Origin of the sequence: Isoptericola hypogeus (assembly GCF_039531145.1) — a bacterium.
Lineage (GTDB): Bacteria > Actinomycetota > Actinomycetes > Actinomycetales > Cellulomonadaceae > Isoptericola > Isoptericola hypogeus.
In genome coordinates, this window is sequence record NZ_BAAAPM010000003.1 from 802,615 (window position 1) to 817,582 (window position 14,968).

General features: G+C 74.6%; 10 protein-coding genes. 5 read left to right on the forward strand and 5 right to left on the reverse strand.

Annotated features, from left to right (window positions below; translation table 11 throughout):
- Positions 1–10: 10 nt before the first annotated feature.
- On the reverse strand, positions 11–1,192 hold the full coding sequence (gene rhaI, locus ABD254_RS05955) for an L-rhamnose isomerase (protein ID WP_344246578.1): 1,182 nt from the start codon (positions 1,190–1,192) through the stop codon (positions 11–13).
- Positions 1,193–1,496: 304 nt separating this feature from the next.
- Between rhaI and ABD254_RS05960 the strand changes: the two genes are divergently transcribed.
- Entirely contained in the window at positions 1,497–2,516 is a 1,020-nt protein-coding gene (locus ABD254_RS05960; protein ID WP_344246580.1) for a LacI family DNA-binding transcriptional regulator, read from the forward strand.
- Between the two features lie 243 nt (positions 2,517–2,759).
- Positions 2,760–4,418, forward strand: a complete 1,659-nt coding sequence (abc-f, locus tag ABD254_RS05965) for a ribosomal protection-like ABC-F family protein (protein ID WP_344246582.1) — start codon at positions 2,760–2,762, stop codon at positions 4,416–4,418.
- A 76-nt stretch (positions 4,419–4,494) separates the two neighbouring features.
- Here the strand turns inward: abc-f and ABD254_RS05970 are convergent, their stop codons facing one another.
- Together ABD254_RS05970 and ABD254_RS05975 are read right to left on the reverse strand one after the other, a co-directional pair.
- Positions 4,495–7,629 (reverse strand): glycoside hydrolase family 2 TIM barrel-domain containing protein, encoded by a 3,135-nt coding sequence (locus ABD254_RS05970; RefSeq protein WP_344246584.1) that lies wholly within the window; start codon positions 7,627–7,629, stop codon positions 4,495–4,497.
- Positions 7,630–7,648: 19 nt separating this feature from the next.
- Positions 7,649–7,897: a hypothetical protein gene (locus tag ABD254_RS05975; RefSeq protein ID WP_344246586.1), complete on the reverse strand. Its 249-nt coding sequence runs from the start codon at positions 7,895–7,897 to the stop codon at positions 7,649–7,651.
- A gap of 75 nt (positions 7,898–7,972) precedes the next feature.
- Between ABD254_RS05975 and ABD254_RS05980 the strand changes: the two genes are divergently transcribed.
- Entirely contained in the window at positions 7,973–8,941 is a 969-nt protein-coding gene (locus ABD254_RS05980; RefSeq protein WP_344246588.1) for a TIGR03885 family FMN-dependent LLM class oxidoreductase, read from the forward strand.
- A complete protein-coding gene (locus ABD254_RS05985) occupies positions 8,938–10,641 on the forward strand; it encodes an alpha-amylase family protein (protein WP_344246590.1) in 1,704 nt (567 codons plus the stop codon). Before ABD254_RS05980 ends, ABD254_RS05985 begins: the two co-directional genes overlap by 4 nt.
- On the opposite strand, the gene ABD254_RS05990 is transcribed toward ABD254_RS05985, so the two are convergent.
- Together ABD254_RS05990 and ABD254_RS05995 are read right to left on the reverse strand one after the other, a co-directional pair.
- Positions 10,587–12,227, reverse strand: coding sequence for a mannitol dehydrogenase family protein (locus ABD254_RS05990; protein ID WP_344246592.1), 1,641 nt, complete (start codon positions 12,225–12,227; stop codon positions 10,587–10,589). The genes ABD254_RS05985 and ABD254_RS05990 overlap by 55 nt on opposite strands.
- 60 nt (positions 12,228–12,287) lie before the next feature.
- Positions 12,288–13,292: a LacI family DNA-binding transcriptional regulator gene (locus ABD254_RS05995; protein ID WP_344246594.1), complete on the reverse strand. Its 1,005-nt coding sequence runs from the start codon at positions 13,290–13,292 to the stop codon at positions 12,288–12,290.
- A 169-nt stretch (positions 13,293–13,461) separates the two neighbouring features.
- On the opposite strand from ABD254_RS05995, the gene uxaC reads away from it, so the two are divergent.
- Positions 13,462–14,886: a glucuronate isomerase gene (gene uxaC / locus ABD254_RS06000; RefSeq protein WP_344246596.1), complete on the forward strand. Its 1,425-nt coding sequence runs from the start codon at positions 13,462–13,464 to the stop codon at positions 14,884–14,886.
- The last annotated feature ends 82 nt before the right edge of the window (positions 14,887–14,968 follow it).

Below are 14,968 nucleotides of genomic sequence, written 5' to 3' on the forward strand. Positions count from 1 at the left end.
CGGGCAGGCGTCAGGCGCCCCAGCCGGCCTGCCGGCCGCCGACGCGCTCGGCCGCGATCCGCCCGGCGTAGCCCGAGGCGGCGAAGGCCCTCATCGGGTCGGCGTCCAGCCCCTCCTCCGCGCGCAGCCCGGCGAGGAGCCCCCGGACGTCGGAGTTGTAGGCGTCCATGAGGACGCCGTTGGCGCCGAGCACGTCGCCGGCGACCTGGGCGGCGGTGAGCGCCTCGGTGTCGACGAGCAGCGCCTTGGCCGTGGCCTCCTGCACGTTCATCACGGAGCGGATCTGGCCGGGGATCTTCTCCTCGATGTTGTGGCACTGGTCGAGCATGAAGTTCACCCCCGACTCCGGGCGCAGCGCGTCGGCCTGCACGATCTCGTGCATGATCCGGAAGAGCTGGAAGGGGTCGGCGGCGCCGGCCATGAGGTCGTCGTCGGCGTAGAAGCGCGAGTTGAAGTCGAACGCGCCGAGCCGGTCCTGACGCAGCAGCTGGGCGACGATGAACTCGATGTTCGTCCCGGGCGCGTGGTGGCCCGTGTCGAGCACGACCTTCGCCTTCTCCCCCAGGGCGAGGCAGTGCAGCAGCGACGTGCCCCAGTCCGGGACGTCCGTGTGGTAGAACGCCGGCTCGAAGAACTTGTACTCGAGCACCATGCGGTGGTCGTCGTCGAGCTGCGCGTAGATCTCGGCCAGCGACTCGGCGAGCCGGTCCTGCCGGGCGCGGATGGAGTCCTGCCCCGGGTAGTTGGTGCCGTCCGGCAGCCAGACCTTCAGCTCCTTGGACCCCGTGGCGCGCATGACGTCGATGCACTGCACGTGGTGGGCGACCGCCTTGCGCCGCACCGCCGGGTCGGCGTGCGTGAGCGAGCCGAGCCTGTAGTCGTCGTCCTGGAACAGGTTCGAGTTGATCATCCCGATGGTCACGCCGTGCTCCTTGGCGTGCCGGGCCAGGTCGGAGAAGTCGTCGACCAGGTCCCACGGGACGTGCAGGGAGACGCGCGGCGCGATGCCGGTGTACCGGTGCACCTGCGCGGCGTCCGCGATCTTCTCGTACGGGTCGCGCGGGGTGCCGGGAGTGCCGAACACCTTGAACCGCGTGCCCGAGTTGCCGAACGCCCACGACGGCAGCTCGATCGTCTGCTCGCCCAGGGCGGTGCGGAGCCGCGCGTCGAGCGCGGGCGTCGTCGCCGTCATGTCTCCTCCTCGGTCGCGCTCCTTCGCGCGGTGCTGGTGCGGCCGTCGCGGTCAGCGTTTTGAATCGTTTCATAGCGTAGGCGCGCGGCCGCGTCGCCGTCAACCGTCTGGACGGCCACGCCGCAGCCCGCGAGGTAGAGCCTCGGGTCTTCCGGTAGAGCGCGCGGCGTACGACCGGAGAACCGGAGGCTCTACCTCGCGGTCAGGTGTCGTGGCTCATTCTCCGAATGTCGCAGGGGGCGCGCCCGGCGCCGCTTTACGCTGGAGCCGGGCGCGACGGCGCACCCTCGACCCGAGGAGTCCCATGACCACGACCGCACCGCGACGCCGCGCGTCCATCAGCGACGTCGCGCGCCTCGCCACGGTCTCGGTCGGCACCGTCTCCAACGTCCTCAACCGGCCCGACCGGGTCTCGCCCGCGACCCGCGAGCGCGTGCTCGCCGCGATCGGCGAGCTCGACTTCGTGCCCAACGGCTCGGCCCGCCAGCTCCGCGCCGGCACGATCACCACCGCGGGCGCCATCGTGCTCGACATCGCGAACCCGTTCTTCACCGACGTCGCCCGCGGCATCGAGGACCGCCTCGACGAGGCGGGCTACACGCTCATGCTCGCGAGCTCCGACGAGAACCCCGAGCGGGAGGCCCGGTACCTGCGGCTCTTCGAGGAGCACGGCGTGCAGGGCGTGATGGTCGTGCCGTCCGGGCCCGACGTGCAGCACCTGGAGGCGCTGCGCTCCCGTGGGCTGCGCGTCGTGCTGCTGGACCGCCCGTCCCCCGTCGAGACGCTGTCGTCCGTCGCCGTCGACGACCGGGCCGGCGCCGCGGCCGCCGCACGCCATCTCGTCGACCTGGGGCACGAGCGCATCGCGTTCCTCAACGGCCCGCACACCATCCGCCAGTGCGCCGACCGCGCGGAGGGGCTGCGGGCCGCCCTGGTCGACGCCGGGCTCGACCCGGGCGAGGCGCTCGTCGAGGTCACCATCACCGCCCTCAACGCCGACGGCGGGCAGGCGGGCACCGAGCAGGTCCTCGCCCTCGACGACCGCCCCACCGCCACGATGTGCGTCAACGACCTCGCGGCCCTGGGCGCCCTGCGCACCCTGCGCGCCGCGGGCGTGCCCGTGCCGTCGGGGATGGCAGTCGTGGGTTACGACGACGTCGCGTTCGCGGGCGAGCTCGCCACGCCGCTGACCTCGGTGCGCCAGCCCACCCACCAGCTCGGTTACCGCGCCGCCGACCTGCTGCTGGACCCCGACGACTCCGCCGCGCACGTGACCTTCCAGCCCGAGCTTGTCGTGCGGGAGTCGACGACCGGCACCGGTTGACCGCCGCAGCGTTGTGAGCGTGAAGATGGCCCACCTTCGTCGACGAAAGTGGGCCATCTTCACGCTCACAACGCCTGGACGGGGAAAGCCCGTGCGCCGAGGGTCGCGGACGGGTAGCGTCGCGGCCGATGGGAACCCTGTGACCGCACCAGCGCCGACGCGTCGAGCACCGCTCCGCGTCGGCGTTCGCGCGCCCACCCCCGGTCACGGTCGTCGACGCCGACGACGGAAGGAGTCCCGCACATGGACCCGTCACAGCTCACCCTCACCGACATCACCCTGCGGTACGCGGACCACGTCGTCCTCGACCGGCTCTCCCTGACGATCTCGCCCGGCGAACGCGTCGGCGTGGTCGGGGACAACGGCTCCGGCAAGAGCACGCTGCTCGGCGTGCTCGCGGGCACGCTGGAGCCGCAGAACGGCACCCGCGTCGTGCACGCCCCCGGTGGGCTCGGCCACCTGACGCAGTCGCTCGACCTGCCACCCGCGAGCAGTGTCGGCGCGGCGATCGACCACCTGCTGGCAGACGTGCGGGAGCTGGAGGCCCAGATCACCGCCCTCGAGCGGACGCTCGGCACCCTCGCCGACGACGAGCTCGGCGCCGCGCTGGACCGCTACGCCGACCTGACCGCGCGTCTCGACTCCCGGGGCGGCCGCGACGCCGACCATCGGGTCGACGTCGCGCTGCACCGCCTCGGCCTGCCCGCGCTGGACCGCACCCGCACGCTCGGCACGCTGTCGGGCGGAGAGCGGTCGCGCCTCGCGCTCGCCGGCACGCTCGCGGCCGACCCGGAGCTCCTGCTCCTGGACGAGCCCACCAACGACCTCGACGACGACGCCCTCGACTGGCTCACGCAGCGGCTGCGCGACCACGCCGGGACCGTCGTGGCCGCCACGCACGACCGGGCGTTCCTCGCCGACCTCACGACGACGCTCGTCGAGGTGGACGGCGGGGCCGCCCGCCGGTACGGCGCCGGGTACGCGGGATACCTCGCGGCCAAGGAGGCGGAGCGCGAGCAGGCGCGGCTCGCCTACGAGCGGTGGCGGGCCGACCTCGGCCGGCAGCGGCGGCTCGTCGACGCGAACGCGGAGCGGATGGACCAGATCCCGCGCAAGCTGCCCATGGCCTCGTTCGGGTCGGGCGCGTTCCGGTCACGGTCCCGCACCCACGGCGCCACCAGCCGCATCCGCAACGCCAAGGAGCGGGTGCGGCGGCTCACCGGCTCCCCGGCGGAGCGGCCCGCCGAGCGGGCCGAGTTCCGCACCGACGTCGGCACGACGGCGGACGCCGGCACGATCGGCGGTGCCGCGGTGGAGCTGCGCGAGGTCGACGTGCACCGGCGCCTCCGCGTGCCGGACCTGACGCTCGCCCCCGGGGAGCACGTGCTCGTCACCGGAGCGAACGGCGCCGGCAAGAGCACGCTGCTGGGCGTCGTGGCGGGCGAGGTCGTGCCCGACGCGGGCACCGTGCACACGTCGGGAGTCGTCGGCCACCTGCGCCAGGCGGCCACGCTCACCGCGCGCGACGGTCGTACCGTGCTCGACGCGTTCGCCGCCGGCCGGGCCGGCGACCTCGAGGAGCAGGCGACGGACCTGCTGGCGACCGGCCTGCTGGGCCCCGACGACCTGCGGCGCATCGTCGGCACCCTCTCCCAGGGGCAGCGCCGACGGCTCGAGCTGGCCCGGCTCGTCACGTCCACGACGGACGTGCTCCTGGTGGACGAGCCGACGAACCACCTCGTGCCCGCGCTGGTCGAGGAGCTGGAGCGGGCGTTCGCCGCGTACGCCGGGACGCTCGTCCTGGTGTCGCACGACCGGCTGATGCGCGAGCGGTTCCGCGGGCGCCGGGTCGTGCTCGACGGCGGCGCCATCCTGGCCGACACCTCCCGCGCCCCGCTGTGAGCATGATTTTGGCCCACTTTCCCCACGGAAAGCGGGCCAAAATCATGCTCACAGCGACTCCAGGGCGGGCGGGCGGTCAGGAGTCGAGGGCTCGCCAGCGCAGCTCGAGCGTGCGGGCCTGCGGGCGCAGCATCGCCGTCGGCCACACGTCCGGGCCGCAGGCGCGCGAGCCCAGGCCGTGCTGCGCCGCGTCGAGGTACAGGTGGTGGTGCGCCGGGGCAGGTAGCTCGTGCGGGTGCGCGGCCGCGGCCAGCTCGTGGGCCGAGTGGCGGGCGAGCGTGAAGCCGGGCAGCCGGCCCGCGGCGTCCCGGCCTGCCGTGACCTGCAGCCACGGCCGGCCCCCGCGCTCCAGCACCAGCTCGCGGACCTCCGGCCGGTGGCCGGACTCCTGCGGCCGCGCATACGGCACGGTGAGGTCGTCGATGTCGGCGGCGTGGCGCCCGACGACGACGGACCGCCGCACGTCCGGGTACGCGTCGTGCGGACCGAGGCCGAACCACCGCGCCCCGTCGACGTCCGTGGGAAGTCCCAGGTGGATGCCGAGACGCGGCCACACGTCGTCCCACGCGTCGTTCGGGGTCAGCACGACGCGCAGCACGGCCTCCACGACGCCGGCGGCGTCCCGCTCGGCGGTCCAGGTCTCCTCGACGTCGATCGCGGCCCGGCTCTGCGCGGCCGAGACCCGCCGCCGCACGACGAGGCGCTCCGGCGTCTCCGCGACGTCCAGCGTGCGGTGCGTCAGCCGGTCCAGGCCCTGCCGCCGCCAGCGCTCGGCCACCGGCAGGGCGGGAGTGCCGCGCCACGGCAGGGCCGCCGGGTCGGCCGCGTCGTAGCTGCCCATCGCCGCGCCCTCGTCGTTGTCCGTCGGCGCACGCCAGAGCTCGACGCGCGGCGCAGACACCGCGGCGCCGGCGAGCGCCACGAGCTCCGGGCCGCGGAACACCGCGGGCCCGTCGGCGAGCGCCACGGCCGGCCCCACCGAACCTTCGGCAGGCCCAGCGGGACGCCGGTTCACGACGACGCGGCGCGAGGCGGTCGGCGCGGCGGGTGCCGGCAGCGCCCACTGGTCGCGCCCGACGACGTGGCCGGCCTCCGCCCACGGGGCCGGCTCGCGCAGCACGACCTCCACCGTGGCGAACGCCTCGGCGCCCGGCGCCGGCACGGGCAGCGCCGCGACGTCGAACAGCGCCGTCACGCCGCGCTCCCCCGCCGCGACGGGACGACCGCCGTCGTCCGCGACCGGCGCCCCGCCCTCCGCCACGACCGCGCCGTCGTGCTCCACCCGCCAGCGCAGCTCGAGGTCGCCGGTGTCGGCCGCGTGCCGACGGTTCCAGACCTCGACCACGCCGGAGGCATCGCCCGCCGGCCGCACCACGACCGGCCGCTCGACGTGCGCGAACTCGGCCAGGCCAGGGCTGGGGACGTCGTCGGAACCCACCATGCCGTCCATGACGAAGTTCCCGTCGTGCACGACCTCGCCGAAGTCGCCGCCGTAGGCGAAGTACCCGACCCCGTCGGGGGTGGCGGCGCGGATGCCGTGGTCGCGCCACTCCCAGACGAACCCGCCGTGCAGCCGCGGGTAGCGGTCGACGAGGTCGCGGTACTGGTCGAGCGCGCCCGGGCCGTTGCCCATCGCGTGCGCGTACTCGCACAGCAGGAAGGGCTTGGACCGCTGTCGGGCACCGTCGGCCACCGAGCAGCCGAGCAGGGGCGAGAGGTCGCCGTCGCGCCCGATCGACTCCGTCTCCGGCACCGTCGCGTACATGCGCGAGTACACGTCGGTGTACTCGCCGGCGTAGTCGCCCTCGTAGTGCACCGGCCGCGACCGGTCCCGCCCGCGCACCCACTCCGCCATCGCGGCGAGGTTGCGCCCCGTGCCCGACTCGTTGCCGAGCGACCAGAGCACGACGCTCGGGTGGTTCTTGTCCCGCTCCACGGTGCGCCGGATACGGTCGAGGTAGGCGTCGCGCCAGCGCGGGTCGTCGCTGGGGTTGCCGGCCCAGCCGCCGTCCTCGAAGCCGTGCGTCTCGAGGTCGCACTCGAGGATCACCCACAGGCCGAGCTCGTCGGCGAGGTCGAGCAGCCGCGGGTGCGGCGGGTAGTGGCTGGTGCGGATCGCGTTGACGTTGTGCCGCTTCATCCGCGCCAGGTCGGCCCGGGCGTGCTCCTCGTCGAAGACCCGCCCGCGGTCGGGGTGCGTCTCGTGCCGGTTCATGCCGGAGAACGTCACCTGCCGGCCGTTGACGAGCAGCCGGTCGCCGACGATCTCCACGCGGCGGAACCCGACGCGCAGGGTGACGGTCTCGCCCGACGCCGCCACGGTGGCGTCGTACAGCCGCGGCACCTCTGCCGACCACGGCTCGACGACGCCCGCCGCCACCGGCGCGACGTCGGACGCCGTCTCCCACGTGACGTCGACGCCGAGCTCCGGGACGGCGAGCCGCACCGGGAACGCGGCGTCGTCGGTCCGCAGCTCGGGCATCAGGGTGCCCTCGGACGTCGCGGGGTCGACGTCGGCGTCCACCCGCACGTCGTCGAGGGCGCCTGCGGGCCGGTGCAGCAACGTGACGTCGCGGAAGATGCCGGGCAGCCACCACTGGTCCTGGTCCTCGAGGTAGCTGGCCGCCGACCACTGCACCACCCGCACGGCGACCGTGTTCCGGCCGGGACGCACGACGCCGGTCACGTCGAGCTCGTGCGCCAGCCGGCTGCCGGACGCCGAGCCGACCTCCTCGCCGTTGACCCACACCGTGAAGAACGACTCCACGCCGTCGAACCGCAGCAGCACCCGGCCGCTCTCGGTCCAGCCGGCCGGGACCTCCACCTCGCGGCAGTAGTCGCCCGTCGGGTTCTCGTCCGGCACGTGCGGCGGGTCCACCGGGAACGGGTACTGCACGTTGGTGTAGATCGGCCGCCCGTACCGGCCGTCATCGACGAGCACCCAGTGCGCCGGGACGGGGATCTCGCCCCAGCCCTCGCCGTCGTCGTCGTACCCGGGCTGCGCGAAGCCGTCGGTCGCCTCCCCCGCCGGCAGGACGCCGTGCGCGCCGGGAGACCCCGGGACCCCGGGCAGCAGCCGGAACCGCCACGTGCCGTCGAGCGGCAGCCGCGGTGCGTCGCTGACCACCGCCGCCCGGGGAGGGTCGACCCGACCGGCGAATGGCGTGGTCGACTCGTGGGGCAGGGGTGTGGGCGGGGAGAACAGCGTCATGCCTGGTCAGCACCTTCCGTCAGATCGCCGGCCGAGAACCGCTGGAGCAACAGCGGGGCGCGGGCGGACGTGATGACCGGGAGCAGCACGCCCCCGGGTCGGTGAGCTCGGAGGGCTCGGGCGGCCGGCCGGTCCCGCTGCGCCGGCTGTCGAGCCCCAGGGTGATCGGGTACGGCTCCCAGTCGCTCAGCATGACGGGCGGCGGCACGTCGTCGTTCCCGATGCCCACGATCTGGAAGACCGGCACGGTGACGAGCGCGGGCCCCATGCCGCGTCGGCAGCTCGCCCGCCCGCCGACCCGCTCGGCGGGCGAACGTCCAGGTGGGACGGTTGACTGACCGGCATGGTCACCGTCGGTCTCCATGCCTCGCACGAGCAGGTCGCGCCCGGGCCGCTGCTCGACGTCGCACGCCGGGCGCAGGACGTCGGCTTCGACGCCGCGATGTGCTCCGACCACCTCACGCCGTGGAGCACCCGCCAGGGCGAGTCCGGCTTCGCGTGGTCGTGGCTCGGCGCGGCGCTCACCGCCACGAGCCTGCCGTTCGGCGTCGTCACCGCGCCGGGGCAGCGCTATCACCCGGTGGTCATGGCCCAGGCGGTCGCGACGCTCGCCGCGATGTTTCCCGGCCGCTTCTGGGCGGCCCTCGGCTCGGGCGAGGCGATGAACGAGCACGTGACGGGCGAGCCGTGGCCGGTGAAGGCCGAGCGCGACGCGCGCCTGCGTGAGTGCGTCGACGTGCTGCGCGCCCTGCTCGCGGGCGAGGAGGTCACCCATCGCGGCCGCGTCACGGTCGACCGGGCCCGCGTCTGGTCGCTGCCCGAGGACCCGCCGCGGCTCGTCGGCGCCGCCGTCACGCCGGCCACCGCCGCACGGCACGCCGACTGGGCGGACGGCCTCGTCACCGTCAACCAGCCGACCGAGGCGCTGCGGCGCGTCGTCGGCGCGTACCGCGACGCCGACGGCCGCGGACCGCTCGCCCTGCAGGTGCACCTCGCCTGGGGCGAGGACGACGCCGCCGCGTTCGCCGTCGCGCACGACCAGTGGCGGTCCAACCTGCTGCCGCCCAGCGTGAGCTGGCACCTCGAGACGCCCGAGCAGTACGACGCCGTGGGCGACCTCGTGCGGCCGGAGCAGGTGCGGGCCGCGGTCGTCGTCGAGCACGACGCCGGACGGCTCGCCGATCGGCTGGGCGAGCTCGTCGCCTGCGGTTTCGACGAGGTCTACCTCCACCACGTCGGCAAGGAGCAGGACGCGTTCCTCGACGTGGCGGGCACCGCGCTGCTCCCCCGGCTGCGGGAGGTGACGGCATGAACATCCGCGACACCGGCGACCTCTGGTGGAAGGACGCCGTCGTCTACTGCCTCGACGTCGAGACGTACCTGGACTGGGACGACGACGGCGTGGGCGACATCCCCGGCCTCGTGCAGCGGATCGACCACCTGGCCGACCTCGGCGTCACGTGCCTGTGGCTCATGCCCTTCTACCCGACCGCCGACCTCGACGACGGCTACGACGTCACCGACTTCCTGGGCGTCGACCCGCGGCTGGGCGACCTCGGTGACGTCGTCGAGCTGGTGCGCACCGCCCGCGACCGCGGTATCCGGGTCGTCGTGGACCTGGTCGTCAACCACACCTCGGACCGGCACCCGTGGTTCCGGTCGGCGCGCCGGTCCAAGGACTCCCCGTACCGCGACTACTACGTCTGGCGTCCCGACGAGCCGCCCCCCACCCAGGACCAGGTCGTCTTCCCCGACCAGGAGGAGGGCATCTGGACCCTGGAGGACAAGACCGGCGAGTGGTACAGGCACCGCTTCTACCACCACCAGCCGGACCTCAACACCGCCAACCCGGCCGTGCGCGACGAGATCGCGAAGACCGTCGGCTTCTGGCTCGAGCTCGGCATCTCGGGCTTCCGTGTCGACGCCGTGCCGTTCGCACTGTCGGACGTGGCGTCCGCGCCCGGCGACACGATCGACGAGCCGCACGACTTCCTGCGGACCCTGCGCGCCTTCATCGGACGACGCGCCGGGGACGCGATCCTCCTGGGCGAGGTGAACCTGCCGTACCTCGACCAGGCCCGATACTTCGGCAACGAGCACCCCACCGACGGCGGCGACGGCGGCACGGAGGTGGACCAGCTCACGGTCCAGTTCGACTTCAACGCCATGCAGGCCATGTACCTGTCGCTGGCGCGGTCCGACGCGCGACCCCTCGCCGGCGCGCTGGGCTCGCGTCCGCCCATCCCGCACGACGCGCAGTGGGCCACGTTCGTGCGCAACCACGACGAGCTGACGCTCGACAAGCTCACCGAGGACGAGCGTCAGGAGGTCTTCGCTGCGTTCGGCCCCGACGAGTCGATGCAGCTCTACGGACGCGGCCTGCGGCGCCGCCTGCCGCCCATGCTCGACGGCGACCCCCGCCGCGTGCGGATGGTGTACTCCCTGCTCTTCTCGCTGCCCGGGACGCCGGTGCTGTACTACGGCGAGGAGATCGGCATGGGCGAGAACCTGGCCGCGCCCGGACGGCTCGCGGTGCGCACCCCCATGCAGTGGACTCCCGCGCCGAACGGCGGCTTCTCGCGCGCGCCCGCGCGCCGGCTCGCCGGTCCGGTGCCGACCGACGGCTACGCGCCCGAGCACGTCAACGTCGCCGACCAGCGTCGCGACCCGGACTCGCTCCTGTCGTTCGTGCGCCTGCTCGCGCACCGCTACCGCGAGTGCCCCGAGCTCGGGTGGGGCTCGGTCGAGATCCTCGACCAGCCGCACGACGCCGTGCTCGCACTGCGCTCCACCTGGCAGGACGCGTCGATGGTCACCGTCCACAACCTGTCGGCGGACCCCGTCGTCGTGCGCCTGCAGCTGCACATGCCGGCCCCCGGCACGCGGTGGGTCGACCTGCTCGACCGGGAGGACTGCGACCCCGGGCCGGACGGCGAGGCGGAGGTGCGGCTCGACGGCTACGGGTTCCGCTGGCTGCGGGTGTCCCCGCCGGGGGTCCGGCGCCTGCTGTAGCGCCCTGGGACGAGCGTCCGGAGCCCCGCCACCTCCGCCACGACGGCGTCGAGGAACCGCGCGTCCGACGCCGTGCCGGCGGGCAGCAGGCCGGGCAGCGCGACGAGGGCTCGCGCCACGGCTTCCGGGGACGCGGCCGCGCCGTCGCCGCGCCCGGCGCCCTCCACGGCGCGGGCCACGGCGGCGCGCAGCTCCGCCGCGCGCGGGTCGTCGACCTCGCGCCCGGCGGAGACCTCGCGGCGGACGAGCTCGCACCAGGCCGCCAGGGCGAATGCCGCCCCTGCCGGCACCTCGCCGGCGGCCAGACGGTCGGCCACCACCCCGCCCCAGCGGATGGGAATCTTCTGCGTCCCGTCCATCGACACCTGCACCGTGGTGTGCCCGGTCGCGGGGTTGCCGAACCGCTCCAGCAGCGACTCGCCGTAGGCGTGCAGGTCTGCGCCGTCGGGCGGGCTCAGGGTCGGCAGCGCGTCGTCGAACATGAACGCCTCGGCCCGCGCCCGCAGCGCGGGGTCGGCGACGGCGTCGGCGAGAGTGGCGTGCCCCGCCAGCCGGCCGGCGTACGCCAGCAGGGAGTGCGTGCCGTTGAGCATGCGCAGCTTGGCCTGCTCCCAGGGCGCGACGTCGCTCGTGAGCGTGGCGCCGGCGGCCTCCCACGGCGGCCGCGGCCCGGCGAAGCGGTCCTCGATCACCCACTGGCGGAACGGCTCCCCCACGACGAGGCCCTCGTCCCGCACGCCGAGCTCGAGCTCGACCGCGTCGCGCTGGGCCGCCGTCGTCGCGGGCACGATGCGGTCGACCATCGAGCTCGGGAACGTGACGTCGGCATCCAGCCAGGCGCGCAGCGCGTCCCCCTCGCCGGCCGGGAGCGCGGCGTCGACGGCCTCGCGGACCAGCCGCTCGAGCACCCGGCCGTTGTCCACCATGTTGTCGCACGTCAGCACAGTGAGCGGGCGTCGCTCCCCCGCGGCCGAGGCTTCGCGGTGCCGCGCCGCCAGCCCGCGCACGAGCAGCCCGATCGCGCTCGCGCCCGCCCGACCGTGCCCGTCCTCTCCGCCGACCATGTGGTCGGTCCGGGAATGCGGCCCGGGATCCCGGGCAACGACATGTTCGGCAGCAGGAAGCACATGCTCGGCGGCCAGGGCGGCGAGGTCGGACGACACCTTCTCGACGTCGAGCCCGCCGCCCGCGGCGCGCGCGTACCCCTTCTCGGTCACCGTGAGCGTGACGACGTGCGTGGTGGGTGCCGCGATCGCAGCGAGCACGCGCGGCGTGTCCTCGGCCGGCCACGCGACGTCGACCACGGAGCCGACCAGGTCCAGCGCCGTGGCGTCGGTGCCCGTCGTGAGCACCGCGTACACGCCGCCCTGCGGGCGCAGCTGGTCTCGCACGGACGCCGAGCGCTGGGTCACGCCGAGGATCCCCCAGCGCAGGTCGCCGGTCGCGCGCGCGGCGAGCTCGGTGAACACCGCCTGATGGGCGCGGTGGAACGCGCCGATGCCGAGGTGGACGACGCCCACCTGCGCGGGCGTCACGGGCTCCACGACGTGCGCAGGGAGCGTCGAGCGGTGCAGGCGGTCGTTCACAGGTCCTCCGTCGGTCCGGCGGCGGTGCCGGGGGTCGGATGCGATGGTTCGGGCGGGCGGTCAGACGGTCGGCCGGGCAGCCGGCCGGGCGGGCGGGGGCGCGGTCGAGTCCCGCACCACGAGCTCGACGGCCAGCGGCGGCACGTCGGAGCCGTCGCCCCGCGCACCGACGAGCGCCACCAGGCGGTCCACGCCCGTGCGACCGACGTTGCGCAGGTCGGTGCGCAGGGTGGTCAGCGGAGGTGAGACGAGCGCGGCGACGTAGGAGTCGTCGCACCCGACCACCGACAGGTCGCGGGGCACGTCGAGACCTCGGGCGGCCAGGCGCTCCACGAGCCCGACTGCGACGAGGTCGTTGAACGTGACGGCGGCCGTCGCTCCGGATGCGTACACCAGATCGGCGGCCGAGCGGCCGCCCTCGACCTGGGGACGGTAGGCACCCAGCGGCACGACCTCGACGTCGTCGAAGCGCGCGGCGGCCTCGTGCAGCGCTGCGCGCCGACGCGCGTCGGACCACGACGACGCCGGACCGCCGACGTACGCGACCCGCCGGTGGCCCAGCGCGCGCAGGTGCTCCAGCGCGCCGAGCATGCCGCCGCGGTGGTCGACGACGATCGACGGCAGGCCGTCGGCCTCCTGGTTGACGAGCACGGCCGGCCGAGCGCCGAGCGCGCCCACCGTCCGGTCGACGGCACGCGGGGAGCACAGCAGCAGCCCGTCGGTCTGCGGCGCGAGACCGGCGACGGCGTCGACCTCGAGGTCCGCGTCCTCGTCGGTGTCGACGACGAAGAGCCCGAGCCCGTGCTCACGCGCCCGCGCCTGGGCGCCCTTGGCGACGGACGCGAAGTACGGGTTGGCGAGGTCGGGGACCACGAGACCCAGAGCGCCGCTGCGCCCCGCGCGCAGGACGCTCGCGGCCCGGTTGGGCCGGTAACCCAGCTCCCGGGCCACGGTCGTGACCCGCTCTCGCGTCGGGGCCGCCACCCGCTCCGGGGTGGCGAGGGCCCGGGACACCGTCGAGATCGACACCCCGGCGACGCGGGCGACGTCGTGCACCGTGACCACGGCCCACCTTCCTCTCCTCGGGACGCCAGGCTTGGCGAACGTTTGCCAGATTCTGTCACACGGTCGACCCGCGGGGGGCGGCTCGGCCCGGTGTCGCCGGATTTGCAACGCTCGGACGGTCGCAGGCTACGATGCAAACGTTCGCATACTTCGACGACGAGGAGCCCTTGTGAGCGAGCCCTGGACCCTGCACCCCGACCGGGCCCTGCCCGCCGACCCGGCCACCCGCCCGGTCGCGCGCGAGATCTACGCGGCCGTGCGCGCCCTCCCGCTGGTCTCGATGCACGGGCACGTGCCGGTCGAGTGGTTCGCCGACGACGCGTCGTTCGGGGACCCGGCCCAGCTCCTCGTGGTCCCGGACCACTACCTCACGCGGATGCTGGTCTCCCAGGGTGAGACGCTGCCCCGGCTCGGCATCGGGTCGACGCCCGGCGAGGACGTCGAGACGGACCCCCGCGCGATCTGGCGCCGGTTCTGCGCCGGCTGGAAGCACTTCCGCGGCACGCCCACCCGCTACTGGCTGGAGCACGAGCTCGTCGAGATCTTCGGCGTCACGCAGCGCCCGTCGGCCGGCACCGCCGACGCGCTCTACGACCAGGTCGCCGCCCGCATCGCCGAGCCCGACTTCCGCCCCCGCGCCCTGCTGGACTCGTTCGGCATCGAGGTCATCGCCACCACCGACCCCGCGTGGTCCACCCTCGAGGAGCACGCCAAGGTCGCCGCCGACGGCTACGGCGAGCGCGTGCTGCCGACCTTCCGCCCCGACCCGCTGCTGCACGTCGACCGGCCGACGTGGCGCGACGACGTCGCGCGGCTGGGCACGGCCGCGGGCGTCGAGGTCGCGTCGTACGCGACCTACCTCGACGCGCTGCGCGCCCAGCGCGCCCGGTTCGTGGCGGCCGGGGCCCGCGCCACCGACCACGGCCACCTGCACGCCGACACCACGCCGCTCGCCGACGCCGAGGCCCGGCGGGTCTTCGACGCGGCCCTCGCGGGCACGGTCACCGCCGCCGAGGCGCGGGCGTTCAGCGGCCACATGCTGTTCCAGATGGCGGCGATGTCGGCCGAGGACGGCCTCGTCATGCAGCTGCACCCCGGGGTGCTGCGCGACCACGCGAGCGCGCCGCTCGCCGCGTTCGGCTCGGACCGGGGCTACGACATCCCCGTCGTCACGGAGTTCACGCGCGCCCTGCGGCCGGTGCTCGACGCGTTCGGCCACCACCCCGGCTTCCGCATGATCGCGTTCACCGTCGACGAGGACGTCTACTCGCGCGAGCTCGCCCCGCTCGCCGGCGTGTACCCGGCCCTGCGCCTGGGCGCGCCGTGGTGGTTCCTCGACGCCCCCGACGCCATGCGGCGGTTCCGCGAGGGCGCCACCGAGACCGCCGGGTTCAGCAACATGAGCGGCTTCGTCGACGACACCCGCGCGTACTGCTCGATCCCCGCCCGGCACGACCTCGCCCGACGCGTCGACGCCGGCTACCTCGCACGCCTCGTCGTCGAGCACCGGCTCGACCTGGACGAGGCCGTCGAGGTGGCGATCGACCTGGCCTACCGGCTCCCCCAGACGGCCTACGCCCGCCCCCGCCCCTGACCGCTGTGAGCATGAATTCGGCCCACTCTCGGGGCTGAACGTGGGCCAATTTCATGCTCACAGCGACGACGCACGACCGAGC